This window comes from Streptomyces sp. H27-H5 (genome assembly GCF_026627505.1).
In the GTDB taxonomy this organism is placed as follows: Bacteria; Actinomycetota; Actinomycetes; order Streptomycetales; family Streptomycetaceae; genus Streptomyces.
Genome location: NZ_JAPNLK010000004.1, coordinates 91,695 through 110,597, shown reverse-complemented (window position 1 = coordinate 110,597; position 18,903 = coordinate 91,695). Strand labels below are relative to the sequence as shown.

Sequence of the window (18,903 nt, the reverse complement as noted above, 5' to 3'; positions counted from 1 at the left end):
GGATTGACGCACAGTGCTCGACGTCAACTTCTTCGACGAGCTGCGGATCGGCCTTGCCACCGCGGACGACATCCGAACCTGGTCGCACGGCGAGGTCAAGAAGCCGGAGACCATCAACTACCGCACCCTCAAGCCCGAGAAGGACGGACTCTTCTGCGAGAAGATCTTCGGTCCGACCCGGGACTGGGAGTGCTACTGCGGCAAGTACAAGCGTGTCCGATTCAAGGGCATCATCTGCGAGCGCTGCGGCGTCGAGGTCACGCGCGCCAAGGTGCGTCGTGAGCGGATGGGCCACATCGAGCTTGCCGCTCCCGTCACCCACATCTGGTACTTCAAGGGCGTCCCGTCGCGCCTCGGATACCTGCTGGACCTCGCGCCGAAGGACCTCGAGAAGGTCATCTACTTCGCCGCGTACATGATCACGTTCGTCGACGACGAGCGTCGCACCCGCGACCTCCCGTCGCTGGAGGCGCACGTCTCCGTCGAGCGCCAGCAGATCGAGAACCGCCGTGACGCGGACCTCGAAGGCCGTGCCAAGAAGCTCGAGACCGACCTGGCCGAGCTTGAGGCCGAGGGCGCGAAGGCCGACGTACGCCGCAAGGTGCGCGAAGGTGCCGAGCGCGAGATGAAGCAGCTCCGTGACCGCGCCCAGCGCGAGATCGACCGCCTCGACGAGGTGTGGGCCCGCTTCAAGAACCTCAAGGTCCAGGACCTGGAGGGCGACGAGCTCCTCTACCGCGAGCTGCGTGACCGCTTCGGCACGTACTTCGACGGTTGCATGGGCGCCGCGGCGCTGCAGAAGCGCCTGGAGTCCTTCGACCTGGAGGAGGAGGCCGAGCGCCTCCGCGAGATCATCCGTACCGGCAAGGGCCAGAAGAAGACCCGTGCGCTCAAGCGCCTCAAGGTCGTCTCCGCGTTCCTGCAGACCAGCAACAAGCCCAAGGGCATGGTTCTGGACTGCGTGCCGGTCATCCCGCCGGACCTGCGTCCGATGGTGCAGCTGGACGGTGGCCGCTTCGCGACCTCCGACCTGAACGACCTGTACCGCCGCGTGATCAACCGCAACAACCGCCTGAAGCGCCTTCTCGACCTCGGTGCCCCCGAGATCATCGTGAACAACGAGAAGCGCATGCTCCAGGAGGCCGTCGACGCCCTCTTCGACAACGGTCGTCGTGGTCGCCCGGTCACCGGTCCCGGCAACCGTCCCCTGAAGTCCCTGAGCGACATGCTCAAGGGCAAGCAGGGTCGATTCCGTCAGAACCTCCTCGGCAAGCGCGTGGACTACTCCGCGCGTTCCGTGATCGTCGTCGGTCCTCAGCTGAAGCTGCACCAGTGCGGTCTGCCGAAGGCCATGGCGCTGGAGCTCTTCAAGCCGTTCGTGATGAAGCGCCTGGTCGACCTGAACCACGCGCAGAACATCAAGTCGGCGAAGCGCATGGTCGAGCGCGGCCGCACGGTCGTCTACGACGTGCTCGAAGAGGTCATCGCCGAGCACCCGGTTCTGCTGAACCGTGCGCCCACGCTGCACCGCCTCGGCATCCAGGCCTTCGAGCCCCAGCTGGTCGAAGGCAAGGCCATCCAGATCCACCCGCTCGTCTGCACCGCGTTCAACGCGGACTTCGACGGTGACCAGATGGCCGTGCACCTGCCGCTCTCCGCGGAGGCGCAGGCCGAGGCCCGCATCCTGATGCTGTCCTCGAACAACATCCTGAAGCCGGCCGACGGTCGTCCCGTCACCATGCCGACCCAGGACATGGTGCTGGGTCTGTTCTTCCTCACCACCGACGGCGAGCTCCGTGACACCAAGGGCGAGGGCCGCGCGTTCGGCTCCACGGCCGAGGCGACCATGGCGTTCGACAACAGTGAGCTGGCTCTCCAGTCGGCCGTCGACATTCGCTTCCCGGTGGGCACCATCCCGCCGCGCGGCTGGGTGCCCCCGGTCCGCGAAGAGGGCGAGCAGGAGTTCCAGCCGGGCGACAGCTTCCGTCTGCGCACCACCCTGGGCCGCGCGCTCTTCAACGAGCTGCTGCCCGAGGACTACCCGTTCGTCGACTACTCGGTGGGCAAGAAGCAGCTCTCCGAGATCGTCAACGACCTGGCGGAGCGCTACCCCAAGGTCATCGTGGCGGCGACGCTCGACAACCTGAAGGCGGCCGGCTTCCACTGGGCGACCCGTTCGGGCGTCACCGTGGCCATCTCCGACGTCGTCGTGCCCGAGGCCAAGAAGGCCATCGTCAAGGGCTACGAGGAGCTGGACGAGAAGGTCCAGAAGCAGTACGAGCGCGGTCTGATCACCAAGGACGAGCGCACGCAGGAGCTCATCGCGATCTGGACCAAGGCGACCAACGAGGTTGCCGAGGCGATGAACGCGAACTTCCCCAAGACGAACCCCATCTTCATGATGGTTGACTCGGGTGCCCGAGGAAACATGATGCAGATGCGACAGATCGCCGGTATGCGTGGTCTGGTGTCGAACGCGAAGAACGAGACCATCCCGCGTCCGATCAAGGCGTCCTTCCGTGAGGGCCTCACCGTTCTGGAGTACTTCATCTCCACGCACGGTGCCCGTAAGGGTCTGGCGGACACCGCCCTGCGTACCGCCGACTCGGGTTACCTCACCCGTCGTCTGGTGGACGTCTCGCAGGACGTCATCATCCGCGAGGAGGACTGCGGCACCGAGCGCGGCCTCAAGCTCAAGATCGGTGTCAAGGACGAGGCCGGCGTTCTGCGCAAGGCCGACGACGTCGAGACCTCCATCTACGCCCGCATGCTGGCCGAGGACGTCGTCATCGACGGCAAGGTCATCGCGCCGGCCAACGTGGACCTCGGTGACGTGCTCATCGACGCCCTCATCGCGAACGGCGTCGAGGAGGTCAAGACCCGCTCGGTCCTGACCTGTGAGTCCGCAGTCGGCACCTGTGCCTTCTGCTACGGACGCTCGCTCGCCACCGGCAAGCTGGTCGACATCGGTGAGGCGGTCGGCATCATCGCCGCCCAGTCCATCGGTGAGCCCGGTACCCAGCTGACGATGCGTACCTTCCACACCGGTGGTGTGGCCGGTGACGACATCACGCAGGGTCTGCCGCGTGTCGTCGAGCTCTTCGAGGCCCGTACCCCGAAGGGTGTCGCCCCGATCTCCGAGGCCGCCGGTCGCGTGCGGATCGAGGAGACCGAGAAGACGAAGAAGATCGTCATCACGCCCGACGACGGCAGCGAGGAGACGGCGTTCCCGATCTCCAAGCGCGCCAAGGTCATCGTGCACGAGGGCGACCACGTCGAGGTGGGCCAGAAGCTCACCATGGGTGCCACCAACCCGCACGACGTGCTGCGCATCCTCGGTCAGCGCGCGGTCCAGGTCCACCTGGTCGGCGAAGTCCAGAAGGTCTACAACTCGCAGGGCGTGTCGATCCACGACAAGCACATCGAGATCATCATTCGGCAGATGCTCCGCCGCGTGACGATCATCGAGTCCGGCGACGCGGAGCTCCTGCCGGGCGAGCTGGTCGAGCGGTCGAAGTTCGAGACCGAGAACCGTCGTGTGGTCACCGAGGGCGGTCACCCCGCCTCCGGCCGTCCGCAGCTGATGGGTATCACCAAGGCCTCGCTCGCCACCGAGTCGTGGCTGTCGGCGGCGTCCTTCCAGGAGACGACCAGGGTTCTGACGGACGCGGCGATCAACGCCAAGTCCGACTCCCTGATCGGCCTCAAGGAGAACGTCATCATCGGTAAGCTCATCCCCGCCGGTACGGGCCTCGCCCGCTACCGCAACATCCGGGTCGAGCCCACCGAGGAAGCCAAGGCCGCGATGTACTCGGCCGTCGGTTACGACGACATCGACTACTCGCCCTTCGGCACCGGCTCCGGCCAGGCTGTCCCGCTGGAGGACTACGACTACGGCCCGTACAACGGCTAAAGGTCACCGAGAAAGCCCCCCGTCGCTCCGAGAGGAGCGGCGGGGGGCTTCCTCGTGTCCGGGGAAGGGCTACCCGTCCGGGGGCCGCAGGGGGGCCGTACGACGCCGGCGCCCCCGGAAGTCCGGGAGGCGCCGGGGTACGGACGCGGGGTCGGGGCGGGGTCAGGGCTTGTGGATGTCCTCGACGCCGTAGTACTTCGACACGCACTGGGCGACCCAGTCCTTGTCCTTGTTCTTGGTGAAGTACGGCTCGGCGAGCTTCCCGATGTAGGACGGCTTGTACATCACGTCCGTCGCACCGCGGGAGACCTCCTTGCGGATCCGGGCGTCCTGCTTGTCCCACACCAGGGAGCGGTAGACGGTGTCCTTGGTCATCTCCTGCACGGCGGGCACGAGCGCGCCCACGGAGGCGACGGTGAACCCGGCGGCGAGGACCACGACGAGGGCGCCCGGGAGCAGGCTGCCGCGGTCGACGGAGGCGAGCCGGACGCCGATGGCGCGGCCGGCCAGGATCCCGTACAGGCACAGCGTCATCAGGAACGGGACCATGAAGCTGTTCCAGGTCCGCGCGTAGGTCCAGCCGGTGGGGCCGTAGCCGTTGTTCAGGGCCATGGCCACCACGAAGGAGGCGAGCATCAGGACCGGCACCGGCAGGACGACCAGCAGGACCTTCAGGCGGCCCGGGATCGCGGTGACGCGCTCGGCGCCCGTGGGGGAGAGGTACGCGACGGCCAGACCGATCAGGAGGCCCGCGGCGACGGCGCCGAGGTAGGCCCACTGGCCGCCGATCGCGTCCCAGATGTTGCCCCAGTCCTCGAAGGACTTGCGCAGGGCCTTCCCGGAGAGCATCGAGTCGGTGTGCGGCTGGACCGAGCGGCGCCACTTCGCACCGGGGGAGGTGTACAGCACGGCCAGGCCGACCAGGCTGCTGACGCAGTACGTGGCGAGCCAGGTGAAGGACCACCAGGTGCGGGCGAGCCCCACCTTCGGGATGCTCAGCAGCATGGCCACGCCCATGAACAGGCCGCCCACGATGGTGAAGGGCTCGCTCAGGGTGCCGATGCCGAAGCCGATCACGACGGCGGCGGCGAGGGCGAGGCGGCGCGGCCAGACACGGCCCGAACGGCCGGCCCAGACGGCGATCAGCACGGCCCAGATCCCGATGATGGCGGGGACCGTGTGCGAGATCGTGGCCGGGGCCCACAGCAGGGCCTGGTAGTTGCGCGTGCCCGCGAAGGAGAACAGGGCGGTGACCACGACGGACGCGGCGATCAGCACCGCGATCGGCACCTGCCAGCCGAGCGCGCGCAGGCCGACGCGGGCCAGCATCACCAGGCCGGCGCCCATCGTCAGGATGATGAGGGTGGGCATGACCTTCGTGCCGAGGATTCCGTCGGAGTAGACGATCCCGCTCATGAAGGCGTTGGTGAGCCGGCCGTTCTGCGTGTTGTAGAAGTCGGTGGTGATCCCGAAGATGCCCATGTCGCGGGCCTTCCAGGCGGCGCACCAGTCATCCGAGGTGGGGCGGACGTAGAGGCCCAGGAAGGCGCCGACGGCCAGCAGGGCAGAGGCGGCGAGGGCGATGACGACTGCGGCGTACGACAAGAGCGGACGCAGGCGTTCTCGTATGGAATCGAGCGGCATTCGGGATCTTTCGCGACGGGGCCGTTCCGCGGCGGCCGCTCGCCGTGCCACAGAGGGCGAGAAACGGCGTCCGGGACCGGGGATGATCGGGTAGAAGTCTAGACTTCGCGCCCCCTGCGGCTTCCACCTCCTCGGACCGCCGCGCGGCGGTCCGCCGGCCGGGACGCCGCCGGCCTGCGCCGAAGGTGCCCGGGAGCATTTGTTTTGACCGGAGTCAATGAGGTAGGTACGCTCATACCTTGTGCCTGGGGTGTGCCTGGTTCCCGTGCGTGTCCATCAACCGCATGAGGGACGAATCAGCCACCGCGATCCAAGCGTTTCCGTGCTTGCACGGAGGTCCGCCGGATCCGACACACCCGACCGCGTGGGTCGGCAAGTTCCAGGTTAGTTTCACTACACGGCACACAGAAACCGGAGAAGTAGTGCCTACGATCCAGCAGCTGGTCCGGAAGGGCCGGCAGGACAAGGTCGAGAAGACAAAGACCCCCGCGCTTGAGGCTTCGCCCCAGCGTCGCGGCGTCTGCACGCGTGTGTTCACGACCACCCCGAAGAAGCCGAACTCGGCGCTCCGTAAGGTCGCGCGTGTGCGTCTGACCTCCGGCATCGAGGTCACGGCCTACATTCCGGGTGAGGGACACAACCTGCAGGAGCACTCGATCGTGCTCGTGCGTGGTGGCCGTGTGAAGGACCTGCCGGGTGTTCGTTACAAGATCATCCGCGGTGCGCTTGACACCCAGGCTGTCAAGAACCGCAAGCAGGCCCGCAGCCGCTACGGCGCCAAGAAGGAGAAGTAAGAATGCCTCGTAAGGGCCCCGCCCCGAAGCGCCCGGTCATCATCGACCCGGTCTACGCATCTCCTCTGGTGACGTCGCTCATCAACAAGATCCTCCTGAACGGCAAGCGCTCCACCGCCGAGCGCATCGTTTACGGCGCCATGGAAGGCCTCCGCGAGAAGACCGGCGCTGACCCGGTCATCACGCTGAAGCGCGCGCTGGAGAACGTCAAGCCGTCGCTCGAGGTCAAGTCCCGCCGTGTCGGTGGAGCCACCTACCAGGTGCCGATCGAGGTCAAGCCCGGTCGCGCCGCCACCCTGGCGCTGCGCTGGGTCGTGGGTTACTCCCGCGCCCGTCGTGAGAAGACCATGACCGAGCGCCTCATGAACGAGCTGCTCGACGCCTCCAACGGTCTTGGCGCTGCCGTCAAGAAGCGCGAGGACACGCACAAGATGGCCGAGTCCAACAAGGCCTTCGCGCACTACCGCTGGTAGTCCCACCCCACATCGAGACCGAGAGAAGACCGAAGCCTTATGGCTACCACTTCGCTTGACCTGGCCAAGGTCCGCAACATCGGGATCATGGCCCACATCGACGCGGGCAAGACGACCACCACCGAGCGCATCCTGTTCTACACCGGTGTGTCCTACAAGATCGGTGAGGTCCACGACGGCGCTGCCACGATGGACTGGATGGAGCAGGAGCAGGAGCGTGGTATCACCATCACGTCTGCCGCGACGACCTGCCACTGGCCCCTCGAAGACGTTGACCACACCATCAACATCATCGACACCCCGGGCCACGTCGACTTCACCGTCGAGGTGGAGCGTTCGCTCCGCGTCCTCGACGGCGCCGTCACCGTCTTCGACGGTGTCGCCGGTGTGGAGCCGCAGTCCGAGACGGTGTGGCGTCAGGCCGACCGTTACGGCGTGCCGCGCATCTGCTTCGTGAACAAGCTGGACCGTACCGGCGCCGAGTTCTTCCGCTGCGTTGACATGATCACGGACCGCCTCGGCGCGACCCCGATCGTCATGCAGCTCCCGATCGGCGCCGAGATGGACTTCCAGGGCGTTGTCGACCTGGTTCGCATGAAGGCCCTCGTCTGGTCCGCCGAAGCCTCCAAGGGCGAGATGTACGACGTCGTCGACATCCCCGCCTCGCACACCGAGCTCGCCGAGGAATGGCGCGGCAAGCTCGTCGAGGCCGTCGCGGAGAACGACGAAGAGCTGATGGAACTGTTCCTGGAGGGCGTCGAGCCCACCGAGGAGCAGCTCTACGCCGCTGTTCGTCGCATCACCATCGCGTCCGGCAAGGGCGGCGACACCACCGTCACCCCCGTGTTCTGCGGCACCGCGTTCAAGAACAAGGGCGTTCAGCCCCTGCTCGACGCCGTCGTGCGCTACCTGCCCTCCCCCCTGGACGTCGAGGCCATCGAAGGCCACGACGTCAAGGACCCGGAGGTCGTGGTCAAGCGCAAGCCGTCCGACTCCGAGCCGCTGTCGGCCCTCGCGTTCAAGATCGCGAGCGACCCGCACCTCGGCAAGCTCACCTTCGTCCGGATCTACTCCGGTCGCCTGGAGGCCGGCACCGCGGTGCTGAACTCCGTCAAGGGCAAGAAGGAGCGCATCGGCAAGATCTACCGCATGCACGCGAACAAGCGTGAGGAGATCGACTCGGTGGGCGCCGGCGACATCGTCGCCGTCATGGGCCTGAAGCAGACCACCACCGGTGAGACGCTGTGTGACGACAAGAACCCGGTCATCCTGGAGTCCATGGACTTCCCGGCCCCGGTCATTCAGGTCGCCATCGAGCCCAAGTCCAAGGGTGACCAGGAGAAGCTGGGTGTTGCCATCCAGCGTCTCGCGGAGGAGGACCCCTCCTTCCAGGTTCACTCGGACGAGGAGACCGGCCAGACCATCATCGGTGGTATGGGCGAGCTTCACCTCGACATCCTCGTCGACCGCATGCGTCGCGAGTTCAAGGTCGAGGCGAACGTCGGCAAGCCGCAGGTGGCCTACCGCGAGACGATCCGCAAGACCGTCGAGCGTCACGACTACACCCACAAGAAGCAGACCGGTGGTACCGGTCAGTTCGCCAAGGTGCAGATCGCGATCGAGCCCATCGAGGGTGGCGAGGCGACCTACGAGTTCGTGAACAAGGTCACCGGTGGCCGCATCCCGCGTGAGTACATCCCCTCCGTGGATGCCGGTGCGCAGGAAGCCATGAAGTTCGGCATCCTCGCCGGCTACGAGATGACCGGCGTCCGCGTCATTCTTCTCGACGGTGGCTACCACGAGGTCGACTCCTCCGAACTCGCGTTCAAGATCGCCGGTTCGCAGGCCTTCAAGGAGGCCGCGCGCAAGGCTTCTCCCGTGCTCCTTGAGCCGATGATGGCCGTTGAGGTCACCACGCCCGAGGACTACATGGGTGAGGTCATCGGCGACATCAACTCTCGCCGTGGCCAGATTCAGGCCATGGAGGAGCGTCACGGTGCTCGCATCGTGAAGGGCCTCGTGCCGCTTTCGGAGATGTTCGGCTACGTCGGAGACCTCCGCAGCAAGACCTCGGGTCGCGCCAGCTACTCGATGCAGTTCGACTCCTACGCCGAGGTTCCCCGGAACGTCGCTGAGGAGATCATCGCGAAGGCCAAGGGCGAGTAACTCTTCCGAGTACACGCTTTAGGCTTGTCACCGGAGCCTCTGGGGCAACAGGAGCAAAACTCCCATTGCCCCGGGGGAACCGGCTATCCAGCAAAGATCACCTGGCGCCGATCTGTAAGGCGTACAGAACCACTCTCCAGGAGGACCCCCGTGGCGAAGGCGAAGTTCGAGCGGACTAAGCCGCACGTCAACATCGGCACCATCGGTCACATTGACCACGGTAAGACGACCCTCACGGCCGCCATTACCAAGGTGCTGCATGACGCGTACCCGGACCTGAACGAGGCCTCGGCCTTCGACCAGATCGACAAGGCTCCTGAGGAGCGCCAGCGCGGTATCACCATCTCCATCGCGCACGTCGAGTACCAGACCGAGGCGCGTCACTACGCCCACGTCGACTGCCCCGGTCACGCGGACTACATCAAGAACATGATCACGGGTGCCGCGCAGATGGACGGCGCGATCCTCGTGGTTGCCGCCACCGACGGCCCGATGCCGCAGACCAAGGAGCACGTGCTCCTGGCCCGCCAGGTCGGCGTTCCCTACATCGTTGTCGCCCTGAACAAGGCCGACATGGTGGACGACGAGGAGATCCTTGAGCTCGTCGAGCTCGAGGTCCGTGAGCTGCTCTCCGAGTACGACTTCCCGGGCGACGACCTTCCGGTCGTTCAGGTCTCCGCGCTCAAGGCTCTTGAGGGCGACAAGGAGTGGGGCGAGAAGCTTCTCGGCCTGATGGCCGCGGTCGACGAGTCGATCCCGACCCCTCCGCGTGACACCGAGAAGCCGTTCCTGATGCCCGTCGAGGACGTCTTCACGATCACCGGTCGTGGCACCGTCGTCACCGGCCGCATCGAGCGTGGTGTCCTGAAGGTCAACGAGACCGTTGACATCATCGGCATCAAGCAGGAGAAGACCACCACCACGGTCACCGGCATCGAGATGTTCCGCAAGCTGCTCGACGAGGGCCAGGCGGGCGAGAACGTCGGTCTGCTCCTCCGTGGCATCAAGCGCGAGGACGTCGAGCGCGGCCAGGTCATCATCAAGCCCGGTTCGGTCACGCCGCACACCGAGTTCGAGGCCGCCGCGTACATCCTGTCGAAGGACGAGGGTGGCCGTCACACCCCGTTCTTCAACAACTACCGCCCGCAGTTCTACTTCCGTACCACGGACGTGACGGGCGTTGTGACCCTCCCCGAGGGCACCGAGATGGTCATGCCCGGTGACAACACCGACATGACTGTCACCCTCATCCAGCCTGTCGCGATGGAAGAGGGCCTGAAGTTCGCCATCCGTGAGGGTGGTCGTACGGTCGGCGCCGGCCAGGTCACCAAGATCACGAAGTAATTTCGCGGTCTGACCTGGTGGCTCGCGAGAGCGGGCACCACGTTTGACAGAGGGGCCCCTTCCCCGACGCTTCGGCGTCGAGGAGGGGGCCCTTCGTCGTACCCGGGGCGAGGTCGCACCGGGGCGAAGGGGGAGGGGCGGAGGGGCGGAGGGGCGGTGTCGGGGCGCTGCCGGGGCCCGGGTGCGGGCCGGGGCGCGGGCCGGGGTGCGTGAGGACGGCGTCGGGGCCCAGGCGACGGCCGTCCCGGGGGCCCGGCATTCGCCGCACAGGCCCGGCACCGGTGACCGGAAGGCGAGGCCGCAGGCGTCGTCCTCGCATGTCTGGAAGGGGTCCGGCGGTACGTGGGCGGCCGCGCGGGGGCCTTCGTCGGGCAGGGCGGGCGGCAGTTGGGCGGTGAGCCGGTGGGCGATCAGCCCGGCGGGGTTGCGCGGCTGCGGCGGCTCTCGGCAAAGCGGGGGGCGAGGTCCCTGATGCCGATGCGGGACCCGGTCGGCAGCGACTGGACGCGGACCCCGTGGCCGATCGCGACGAGCGACATCTCGGGGTGTTGGGCGAGGTGGTTGCCGACCACGGTGAAGCGCCGCGTGTGGCGGACGTTGACGTGGATGACACCTGATCGAGGGGTGTCGCCCGGATTCCGCCCGGGGGCGCGCACGACGGCGGTACCCTTCTGGCTATCCATCGGGAAGCTCTACTTCCTTGTTGGTAGGCCCCCGCCGGGATTGCGAGTCCCGTCGGGGGCCGACGCATGTCTGGAGTTGTCGCCGCGAGCGTATGCCCGACAACCCGGGTGCCAGCCAGTCCAGTTGGCGTAGTTCACTCGTGTGAGCGACGCGCCCCGTCCGGGAGGCTGGAGGGGTCTGGCGTGGTTCTTTCGCTTCCGGAGTACTTGTCCCAGACGTCGAGGCCCCCCGCGACGCGGCCCCCGCGACCCGGTGGGACGTGCTCCCGAGGGTGGTCGGCTGCTCGGACAACCACCCCTGTGAGGTGCCGAGTCGAGCGCGACCGGCCGGGGCGCCGAGTTCTCCGGGAACCCCGAACTCCAAGGCCGGGACGAGCCGTTCGCGCACCATTCGGGCCCCGTGGAAGCGCGCTGTCGGGGGTGTGTAAGGATCCGCAGCGCATGACGTGGATCTTTACAGGGGCGGGGACATGGGCAACAACGACGACGCCGGCAGACCGGGCGTTTCCGACGAGGCGTGGGAGCGGTTCGTGCGGGAGTCCGGGGTCGGGGGAGGGGCCGCTCCGCACGAGCCGTCCGCACGGGCGCGGATGGTCACCGAGCGGCTGCGCCGGGAGGACGAGGCGCGGGCCGCGGCGGAACGGGGACGGTGGCGGGGGCGCCGGGCCCGGGCGGCCCGTCGGGCCGCCGAGCCGGAGGGGTGGCGGACCGGGCCCGCGTGGCAGGGGCGGGACGGGGGCCGCACGGGCAACCGGCGCCTCAAGGCGACCGCGGGCATCGTGTTCATCGCCGCCCTGGCCCTGGTCGTCGTACGGCCGGAGCTGCTCATCGACCGGCTGACCGGGGAGAACTCCCAGGGGAACGGCGCGCAGGCCGCACAGCCGCTCCCCGCCGAGTCCGTACGGCCGACGGCGGCGCCGTCGGCGGACCCGGACCGCCCGACGCTCAAGGAGCCCTTCCGCGGCTCCCCGGCGCTCCAGTGGGCCGAAGGGGCGAACGCGATCGAGGTGCCGGAGGCGAAGGCCGTCGGCGGCCTGTCGAAGGAGCGGGTGGCCCAGGCGCTCACCCTGACGAAGGAACTCCTGGTCGCTTCGAACATCGACCCCGCGACGCTGCGCGGAGGGCGCCCCGAGGCCGCCCTGAAGCTCCTGGAGCCCCTCCAGGAGGAAGGCGGCCGGTCGCTCTTCGCGCGGGCCCTGGACAAGCCGTCCGAGGACGCGAGCCCGACCTCGCTGTTCAGTCGCTTCGACCCGGCCGAGGTCCGGCTGGTCGGCGAGGTCGTCAAGGTCCGGGGCCGGATGAGCTTCGAGGCCGGCGACACGGACGGCGAGGTGCGGGTGCGCGCGGACTACACCTTCGTCTACCCGCTGGTGAAGGCCGCGGCCGGCTCGGACCAGGTGGAACGCACGATCGTGCGGCGCCGGATGAGCCTGTACATGAACGACCCGGTCACGTTCCGGGTGACCCCGGGGACGCTGCAGTACGGCGAACACGAGGAAGAGTTCGGCAACGACAGCTGCGGGGTCCACGACGGTTACCTGCACCCGCAGTTCGACCGCGACAAGGTGTCCGGCGACCGGCCCACGGGGGCCGCCGTGGATCCCTACGACCGCAGCAAGGACCTCGCCGACCGGCCCGCGGGGGAGTGCGGGACGCTCTCGCGCTCCTGACCAGCGGCCCCTGCACGGGCGCCCGCCGCGCGGCACGGTTTGACGTGTCTGCGCGGCGGGGTATTCTTCTGCGCCCGATTGGCGCAGTACGTGTCTCGTATGGCAGACTACTCAAGTTGCTCGGTTGAGTGCCGATGCTGCGCGCCTCCCGCCGGGAGGACCGGAAGCGAGTCCCACAGTACTCGTCGCCCTTACCTGCCCCTCAGGGCAGCAATGGGGGCGGACGTACGGGAATCTTCTGGGAAGTGTCAGCACGGTGCGGACCAGGCACCCGGTGGGTGTTTCTCCCCCGAAGCGCGGTCTTGGGACCGTACCCCCTTGGACGAGGGAATTTCCGTATGGGAATTTTCTGTAGAGGGTGTGCGACACGCCCGACCGCGTGGGTCGGAGGGAAGCAGTGGAGAGATCCACAGCCGCCCGGGAGCCAGAGCGTTTCCACAACAGACAGGACTACGGAGTAGCCATGGCGGGACAGAAGATCCGCATCCGGCTCAAGGCCTACGACCACGAGGTCATCGATTCGTCGGCGAAGAAGATCGTCGAGACGGTGACGCGCACTGGTGCGTCGGTCGCGGGCCCGGTGCCGCTGCCCACTGAGAAGAACGTGTACTGCGTCATCAAGTCGCCGCACAAGTACAAGGACTCGCGCGAGCACTTCGAGATGCGCACGCACAAGCGCCTGATCGACATCCTCGACCCGACCCCCAAGACCGTTGACTCGCTGATGCGCCTGGACCTTCCGGCCGGCGTTGACATCGAGATCAAGCTCTGAGAGGCGTCGAGAAGATGGCAAAGCAGATCAAGGGCGTCCTGGGCGAGAAGCTCGGCATGACCCAGGTCTGGGACGAGAACAACCGTGTCGTCCCGGTGACCGTGGTCAAGGCCGGACCCTGCGTCGTTACCCAGGTCCGTAAGAACGACATCGACGGCTACGAGTCGGTCCAGATCGCCTTCGGCGAAATCGACCCTCGCAAGGTGAACAAGCCCCTCAAGGGTCACTTCGCCAAGGCCGACGTCACCCCCCGCCGCCACCTGGTGGAGCTCCGCACCTCCGACGCCGGCGAGTACACGCTCGGCCAGGAGATCACCGCCGCTGTGTTCGAGTCGGGCGTCAAGGTCGACGTCACGGGCAACAGCAAGGGCAAGGGCTTCGCCGGTGTCATGAAGCGTCACAACTTCAAGGGCCTCGGTGCCGGTCACGGTGTCCAGCGCAAGCACCGCTCCCCCGGTTCGATCGGTGGCTGCGCCACCCCTGGGCGTGTCTTCAAGGGCATGCGCATGGCCGGTCGTATGGGCAACGAGCGCGTCACCACCCAGAACCTGACCATCCACGCGGTTGACGCGGAGAAGGGTCTGCTCCTCATCAAGGGCGCGGTCCCCGGTCCGAACGGCGGCCTCGTCCTGGTCCGTACCGCGGCCAAGGGGGCTTGAGGTAATGAGCACCATTGACATCCTTTCGCCGGCAGGCGACAAGGCCGGTACCGTCGAGCTCCCCGCGGAGATCTTCGACGCGAAGACCAGCGTTCCGCTGATCCACCAGGTCGTTGTCGCTCAGCTGGCTGCTGCCCGTCAGGGCACGCACAAGACCAAGCGTCGTGGCGAAGTCCGTGGTGGTGGCCGCAAGCCGTACCGCCAGAAGGGCACCGGCCGCGCCCGTCAGGGTTCGACCCGCGCTCCGCAGTTCGTCGGCGGTGGCGTCGTCCACGGCCCGCAGCCGCGTGACTACTCCCAGCGGACCCCGAAGAAGATGAAGGCCGCCGCTCTCCGCGGTGCCCTCTCGGACCGCGCGCGTCACTCCCGCATTCACGTCGTCACCGGCGTGGTCGAGGGTGCCGCCTCCACGAAGGCAGCGAAGACGCTGTTCGGCAAGATCTCGGAGCGCAAGAACCTGCTCCTGGTCGTCGACCGCGCCGACGAGGCCGCGTGGCTGTCCGCCCGCAACCTGCCCCAGGTTCACATCCTGGAGCCGGGCCAGCTGAACACGTACGACGTGATCGTCTCTGACGACGTGGTCTTCACTCAGGCCGCTTTCGAGTCCTTCGTGTCTGGCCCCAAGGCCGATGAGACCGAAGGGAGCGACGCCTGATGTCTGAGGCGACCGTTACCAGCAAGACCTTCACTGACCCGCGCGACCTGCTGATCAAGCCGGTTGTCTCGGAGAAGAGCTACGCGCTGCTGGACGAGAACAAGTACACGTTCATCGTCGCGCCTGGCGCCAACAAGACCCAGATCAAGCAGGCCGTCGAGGCGGTCTTCTCGGTCAAGGTCACCGGGGTCAACACGATCAACCGTCAGGGTAAGCGCAAGCGCACCAAGACCGGTTTCGGCAAGCGCGCGAACACCAAGCGCGCCATCGTGACCCTCGCTGAGGGCGACCGAATCGACATCTTCGGCGGCCAGGCCTCCTAACGGAGTCCTGAGTCGTCCGGAATCGGACGAGGACTGAGAAATGGGTATCCGCAAGTACAAGCCGACGACCCCGGGCCGTCGTGGCTCCAGCGTCGCCGACTTTGTCGAGATCACGCGGTCCACGCCGGAGAAGTCGCTGGTTCGCCCGCTGCACAGCAAGGGCGGCCGTAACAACACCGGTCGGATCACTGTTCGTCACCAGGGTGGCGGCCACAAGCGCGCCTACCGTGTGATCGACTTCCGTCGTCACGACAAGGACGGCGTGCCGGCGAAGGTCGCGCACATCGAGTACGACCCCAACCGCACCGCGCGCATCGCGCTGCTGCACTACGCCGACGGCGAGAAGCGCTACATCATCGCGCCGAAGGCCCTGAAGCAGGGTGACCGGATTGAGAACGGCCCGACGGCCGACATCAAGCCCGGAAACAACCTGGCGCTGCGCAACATCCCGGTTGGTACGACGATCCACGCGATCGAGCTGCGTCCCGGTGGCGGTGCGAAGTTCGCCCGCTCCGCCGGTGCGTCCGTGCAGCTGCTGGCGAAGGAGGGCACGATGGCCCACCTTCGTATGCCGTCCGGAGAAATCCGCCTGGTCGACGCGCGCTGCCGCGCCACCGTCGGTGAGGTCGGCAACGCCGAGCAGTCGAACATCAACTGGGGCAAGGCCGGCCGCATGCGCTGGAAGGGCGTTCGCCCCTCCGTCCGCGGTGTCGCGATGAACCCGGTCGACCACCCGCACGGTGGTGGTGAGGGTAAGACCAGTGGTGGTCGCCACCCGGTCTCCCCGTGGGGTCAGAAGGAGGGTCGTACTCGCTCGCCGAAGAAGGCTTCGAGCAAGTACATCGTCCGCCGCCGCAAGACGAACAAGAAGCGCTAGGAGCGGGTTTAGATGCCGCGCAGTCTCAAGAAGGGACCCTTCGTCGACGGACACCTCATCAAGAAGGTGGACGTACAGAACGAAGCCGGTACCAAGAACGTCATCAAGACCTGGTCCCGTCGCTCGATGATCATCCCGGCCATGCTGGGTCACACCATCGCGGTGCACAACGGCAAGATCCACGTCCCGGTGTTCGTCACCGAGTCGATGGTCGGCCACAAGCTCGGCGAGTTCTCGCCGACTCGCACCTTCCGCGGCCACGTCAAGGACGACCGGAAGTCGAAGCGCCGCTAAAGGCGGGGTGGTTATGACTATGACTTACACCGAAGGGACAACCATGGAAGCCAGGGCCCAGGCGCGGTACATCCGCGTCACGCCCATGAAGGCCCGCCGAGTGGTGGACCTTATCCGTGGCATGGATGCCACGGAGGCTCAGGCGGTCCTGCGTTTCGCCCCGCAGGCCGCGAGCGTGCCGGTTGGCAAGGTGCTGGACAGCGCCATTGCCAATGCCGCACACAACTACAACCACCCGGACGCCTCCACGCTGGTCATCAGCGAGGCGTTCGTGGACGAGGGCCCGACCCTGAAGCGGTTCCGTCCGCGTGCGCAGGGCCGTGCCTACCGGATCCGCAAGCGGACCAGCCACATCACCGTGGTCGTCAGCAGCAAGGAAGGTTCCCGGTAATGGGCCAGAAGGTAAACCCGCACGGGTTCCGGCTCGGCATCACCACCGACTTCAAGTCGCGTTGGTACGCCGACAAGCTGTACAAGGACTACGTCAAGGAAGACGTCGCCATCCGTCGGATGATGACGTCCGGCATGGAGCGCGCCGGCATCTCGAAGGTTGAGATCGAGCGCACCCGTGACCGCGTGCGTGTGGACATCCACACCGCTCGTCCTGGCATCGTCATCGGCCGCCGTGGCGCCGAGGCCGACCGCATCCGCGGTGACCTCGAGAAGCTCACGGGCAAGCAGGTCCAGCTGAACATCCTCGAGGTCAAGAACCCCGAGCTCGACGCTCAGCTGGTTGCCCAGGCCGTTGCCGAGCAGCTCTCCTCCCGCGTCTCCTTCCGTCGCGCCATGCGTAAGAGCATGCAGGGCACGATGAAGGCCGGCGCCAAGGGCATCAAGATCCAGTGCGGCGGTCGCCTCGGCGGCGCCGAGATGTCCCGCTCCGAGTTCTACCGCGAGGGTCGTGTGCCGCTGCACACGCTGCGCGCGAACGTGGACTACGGCTTCTTCGAGGCCAAGACCACCTTCGGCCGTATCGGTGTGAAGGTCTGGATCTACAAGGGCGACGTCAAGAACATCGCCGAGGTTCGCGCCGAGAACGCCGCGGCCCGTGCGGGCAACCGCCCGGCTCGTGGTGGCGCGAACGACCGTCCGGCCGGTGGCCGCGGTGGTCGTGGTGGCGAGCGTGGCGGCCGTGGCGGCCGCAAGCCGCAGCAGGCTGCTGGTGCCGAGGCCCCCAAGGCCGACGCTCCCGCCGCCGCTCCGGCTGAGAGCACCGGAACGGAGGCCTGACCGACATGCTGATCCCTCGTAGGGTCAAGCACCGCAAGCAGCACCACCCCAAGCGCCGCGGTATGGCCAAGGGCGGTACTGAGGTCTCGTTCGGCGAGTACGGCATCCAGGCGCTCACCCCCGCCTACGTGACGAACCGCCAGATCGAGGCGGCTCGTATTGCGATGACCCGTCACATCAAGCGTGGCGGCAAGGTCTGGATCAACATCTACCCGGACCGTCCGCTCACGAAGAAGCCCGCCGAGACCCGCATGGGTTCCGGTAAGGGTTCTCCCGAGTGGTGGATCGCGAACGTGCACCCGGGTCGGGTCATGTTCGAGCTGTCCTACCCGAACGAGAAGATTGCTCGTGAGGCGCTCACCCGTGCTGCTCACAAGCTTCCGATGAAGTGCCGGATTGTTCGGCGCGAGGCAGGTGAGTCGTGATGGCGACGGGAACCAAGGCGTCCGAGCTGCGTGAGCTCGGCAACGAGGAGCTCGTTGGCAAGCTGCGCGAGGCCAAGGAAGAGCTGTTCAAGCTGCGCTTCCAGGCGGCCACGGGCCAGCTGGAGAACAACGGCCGGCTCAAGTCCGTCCGTAAGGACATCGCCCGGATCTACACCCTGATGCACGAGCGCGAGCTCGGCATCGAGACGGTGGAGAGCGCCTGATGAGCGAGAAGAATGTGACTGAGACCCAGGACCGCGGCTTCCGCAAGACCCGTGAGGGCCTCGTCGTCAGCGACAAGATGGACAAGACTGTCGTCGTCGCCGTCGAGGACCGCGTGAAGCACGCCCTGTACGGCAAGGTCATCCGCCGTACGAACAAGCTCAAGGCTCACGACGAGCAGAACGCTGCCGGCGTCGGCGACCGCGTCCTCATCATGGAGACGCGTCCGCTGTCGGCGAGCAAGCGCTGGCGCATCGTCGAGATCCTCGAGAAGGCCAAGTAAGTACCTGAGGGGTTTCCCTCAGGTTCGTTCCGCCAGGCTCGGTGGGGGCCGCACTCCTCGGAGTGAAGCCCCCACCGGGAACCGGCAGACAATCAGGAGATAGACGTGATCCAGCAGGAGTCGCGACTGCGTGTCGCCGACAACACTGGTGCCAAGGAGATCCTTTGCATCCGTGTTCTCGGTGGCTCGGGTCGCCGCTACGCGGGCGTCGGTGACGTCATCGTCGCCACCGTCAAGGACGCGATCCCCGGCGGTAACGTGAAGAAGGGTGACGTCGTCAAGGCCGTCATCGTTCGCACCGTCAAGGAGCGCCGCCGCCAGGACGGCTCGTACATCCGTTTCGACGAGAACGCCGCTGTCATTCTCAAGAACGACGGCGACCCTCGTGGCACCCGTATCTTCGGCCCGGTGGGCCGTGAGCTGCGCGAGAAGAAGTTCATGAAGATCATCTCGCTCGCGCCGGAGGTGCTGTAAGC

The 18,903-nt window shown here is 66.8% G+C and carries 20 protein-coding genes; 18 read left to right on the top strand and 2 right to left on the bottom strand.

Annotated features, from left to right (window positions below):
• The first annotated feature begins 13 nt into the window (after window positions 1-13).
• Window positions 14-3,913, top strand: coding sequence for a DNA-directed RNA polymerase subunit beta' (locus OTB19_RS03000; protein WP_267796323.1), 3,900 nt, complete (start codon window positions 14-16; stop codon window positions 3,911-3,913).
• Window positions 3,914-4,075: 162 nt separating this feature from the next.
• Here the strand turns inward: OTB19_RS03000 and OTB19_RS02995 are convergent, their stop codons facing one another.
• The gene (locus OTB19_RS02995; RefSeq protein ID WP_267796322.1) at window positions 4,076-5,557 is read right to left on the bottom strand and encodes a DUF6056 family protein; all 1,482 of its coding nucleotides are present in this window, start codon (window positions 5,555-5,557) and stop codon (window positions 4,076-4,078) included.
• Between the two features lie 422 nt (window positions 5,558-5,979).
• Between OTB19_RS02995 and rpsL the strand changes: the two genes are divergently transcribed.
• The 4 genes from rpsL (at window position 5,980) to tuf (ending at window position 10,334) form a co-directional block, all read left to right on the top strand.
• Window positions 5,980-6,351, top strand: a complete 372-nt coding sequence (rpsL, locus tag OTB19_RS02990; RefSeq protein ID WP_007265893.1) for a 30S ribosomal protein S12 — start codon at window positions 5,980-5,982, stop codon at window positions 6,349-6,351.
• 2 nt (window positions 6,352-6,353) lie between these two features.
• Window positions 6,354-6,824, top strand: a complete 471-nt coding sequence (gene rpsG / locus OTB19_RS02985; RefSeq protein ID WP_053682626.1) for a 30S ribosomal protein S7 — start codon at window positions 6,354-6,356, stop codon at window positions 6,822-6,824.
• Between the two features lie 39 nt (window positions 6,825-6,863).
• Window positions 6,864-8,990: an elongation factor G gene (gene fusA, locus OTB19_RS02980; protein ID WP_267796321.1), complete on the top strand. Its 2,127-nt coding sequence runs from the start codon at window positions 6,864-6,866 to the stop codon at window positions 8,988-8,990.
• Between the two features lie 150 nt (window positions 8,991-9,140).
• Window positions 9,141-10,334 (top strand): elongation factor Tu, encoded by a 1,194-nt coding sequence (tuf, locus tag OTB19_RS02975; protein ID WP_267796320.1) that lies wholly within the window; start codon window positions 9,141-9,143, stop codon window positions 10,332-10,334.
• 410 nt (window positions 10,335-10,744) lie between these two features.
• Here tuf and OTB19_RS02970 read toward each other — a convergent pair whose 3' ends face one another.
• A complete protein-coding gene (locus OTB19_RS02970; protein WP_267796319.1) occupies window positions 10,745-11,017 on the bottom strand; it encodes a hypothetical protein in 273 nt (90 codons plus the stop codon).
• A gap of 446 nt (window positions 11,018-11,463) precedes the next feature.
• Between OTB19_RS02970 and OTB19_RS02965 the strand changes: the two genes are divergently transcribed.
• The 13 genes from OTB19_RS02965 (at window position 11,464) to rplN (ending at window position 18,901) form a co-directional block, all read left to right on the top strand.
• Window positions 11,464-12,687: a hypothetical protein gene (locus tag OTB19_RS02965; RefSeq protein WP_324290499.1), complete on the top strand. Its 1,224-nt coding sequence runs from the start codon at window positions 11,464-11,466 to the stop codon at window positions 12,685-12,687.
• 463 nt (window positions 12,688-13,150) lie between these two features.
• Complete coding sequence (gene rpsJ / locus OTB19_RS02960) at window positions 13,151-13,459, top strand: 30S ribosomal protein S10 (RefSeq protein WP_003948644.1); 309 nt, start codon at window positions 13,151-13,153, stop codon at window positions 13,457-13,459.
• 14 nt (window positions 13,460-13,473) lie between these two features.
• Window positions 13,474-14,118 (top strand): 50S ribosomal protein L3, encoded by a 645-nt coding sequence (gene rplC, locus OTB19_RS02955; protein ID WP_053682621.1) that lies wholly within the window; start codon window positions 13,474-13,476, stop codon window positions 14,116-14,118.
• 4 nt (window positions 14,119-14,122) lie between these two features.
• Window positions 14,123-14,773: a 50S ribosomal protein L4 gene (rplD, locus tag OTB19_RS02950; RefSeq protein WP_031146574.1), complete on the top strand. Its 651-nt coding sequence runs from the start codon at window positions 14,123-14,125 to the stop codon at window positions 14,771-14,773.
• On the top strand, window positions 14,773-15,096 hold the full coding sequence (gene rplW / locus OTB19_RS02945) for a 50S ribosomal protein L23 (protein ID WP_037792012.1): 324 nt from the start codon (window positions 14,773-14,775) through the stop codon (window positions 15,094-15,096). The genes rplD and rplW overlap by 1 nt, the downstream gene beginning before the upstream one ends.
• Before the next feature lie 40 nt (window positions 15,097-15,136).
• Window positions 15,137-15,973 (top strand): 50S ribosomal protein L2, encoded by an 837-nt coding sequence (rplB, locus tag OTB19_RS02940; RefSeq protein ID WP_008739715.1) that lies wholly within the window; start codon window positions 15,137-15,139, stop codon window positions 15,971-15,973.
• A gap of 12 nt (window positions 15,974-15,985) precedes the next feature.
• Window positions 15,986-16,267: a 30S ribosomal protein S19 gene (gene rpsS / locus OTB19_RS02935; protein ID WP_023539342.1), complete on the top strand. Its 282-nt coding sequence runs from the start codon at window positions 15,986-15,988 to the stop codon at window positions 16,265-16,267.
• A 43-nt stretch (window positions 16,268-16,310) separates the two neighbouring features.
• Window positions 16,311-16,658: a 50S ribosomal protein L22 gene (gene rplV / locus OTB19_RS02930; protein ID WP_037792011.1), complete on the top strand. Its 348-nt coding sequence runs from the start codon at window positions 16,311-16,313 to the stop codon at window positions 16,656-16,658.
• Entirely contained in the window at window positions 16,658-17,497 is an 840-nt protein-coding gene (rpsC, locus tag OTB19_RS02925; RefSeq protein ID WP_053682620.1) for a 30S ribosomal protein S3, read from the top strand. Before rplV ends, rpsC begins: the two co-directional genes overlap by 1 nt.
• 5 nt (window positions 17,498-17,502) lie before the next feature.
• Window positions 17,503-17,922, top strand: a complete 420-nt coding sequence (rplP, locus tag OTB19_RS02920; protein ID WP_030026326.1) for a 50S ribosomal protein L16 — start codon at window positions 17,503-17,505, stop codon at window positions 17,920-17,922.
• Window positions 17,922-18,146 (top strand): 50S ribosomal protein L29, encoded by a 225-nt coding sequence (gene rpmC / locus OTB19_RS02915; RefSeq protein WP_008739703.1) that lies wholly within the window; start codon window positions 17,922-17,924, stop codon window positions 18,144-18,146. The genes rplP and rpmC overlap by 1 nt, the downstream gene beginning before the upstream one ends.
• The gene (gene rpsQ / locus OTB19_RS02910) at window positions 18,146-18,427 is read left to right on the top strand and encodes a 30S ribosomal protein S17 (RefSeq protein ID WP_053682619.1); all 282 of its coding nucleotides are present in this window, start codon (window positions 18,146-18,148) and stop codon (window positions 18,425-18,427) included. Before rpmC ends, rpsQ begins: the two co-directional genes overlap by 1 nt.
• Window positions 18,428-18,532: 105 nt before the next feature.
• Window positions 18,533-18,901, top strand: a complete 369-nt coding sequence (gene rplN, locus OTB19_RS02905; RefSeq protein ID WP_053682618.1) for a 50S ribosomal protein L14 — start codon at window positions 18,533-18,535, stop codon at window positions 18,899-18,901.
• Window positions 18,902-18,903: the final 2 nt, after the last annotated feature.